General features: G+C 43.2%; 1 pseudogene. It reads left to right on the top strand.

The features are described 5' to 3' along the window. Window positions 1-1,199: pseudogene (locus ACZYT3_RS12675) on the top strand (SrtB-anchored collagen-binding adhesin); the annotation flags it as partial.

The following is a 1,199-nucleotide window of genomic DNA, read 5'->3' as shown; positions in this document are numbered from 1 at the left end:
GGATATTGAGGGCGTGAAAATCGGTGCAGGCACACACAAGCGTCTTGCTGATGTTCCTTTTAGGATCACAAGCAAGACGACGGGCGAAAATCATGTGGTGGTAACTGATGATAACGGGCAATTCTCCACTTCTGCTGAATGGGCTTCTCATAAGCACAATACCAACGCAGGCAAGACCAGCGAGGACGGTGTGTGGTTTGGGACTTCTGAACCAGACGACAGCAAGGGTGCATTACCTTATGATACCTACATCATTGAAGAATTACGCTCTGATAGTAACAAAGGCTTTGAACTTATCCCACCTTTTGAAATCGTGGTATCAAGAAATAACCTTGTGATTGATTTAGGAACGCTGACTGATGAATACGAAAAAGAAATCTCTATCCATACCACAGCGACCAGCAAAGACGGCGAAAAGACTATCCTTGCAGGAAAAGAGGTAACAATCGTTGATACTGTCAAATTAGACGGTTTGAAGAAAGGCACAAAATATCAGCTTGTAGGCTGGCAAATGCTGAAAGAAGAAAATGCCGAGCTTATCATTGACGGAAAGCGTGTAGAAAACGACTATACCTTTGTCGCTGATGATGAGGAAATGAAAATAGAAATTACCTATGCATTCAATGCGTCTGCTTTAGGGGGCAAGAACCTTGTTACCTTTGAAGAATTGTATGATTTAAGCAATCCAGACGAACCCGTGAAAGTTGCGGAACACAAGGACATTGAGGACGACGGGCAGACGGTACTTATCACAGAGCGTATCATCAAAATTCATACGACTGCTACCGATAAGGACGGCAACAAAGAGGTTGAAGCTGGAAAAGACGTTACAATCATTGATACCGTAACCTTAGAGGGCTTAGAAGTCGGTACACAGTACAAACTTGTGGGCTGGCAGATGTTGAAAGAAGAAAATGCAGAGCTTCTTATCAATGGAAAGCGTGTGGAAAGTGATTATATGTTTACCGCTGACAGCGAAACTATGAAAGTGGAAGTTGCCTTTACCTTTGACGCTACTTCCCTTGACGGCAAACAGCTTGTAACTTTTGAAGAATTGTACGATTTGAGCAATCCAGACGAACCGAAGAAAGTTACCGAACATAAGGATATTGAGGATAAGGGACAGACAATTACCTTTAAGGAAAAGCCAGAAGAACCAGAAAAACCCGAAACACCACCGACACCAGAAAAGCCTAGCA

This window comes from Traorella sp. mt218 (genome assembly GCF_055420025.1).
This window is presented reverse-complemented; position numbering and strand designations above follow the sequence as displayed.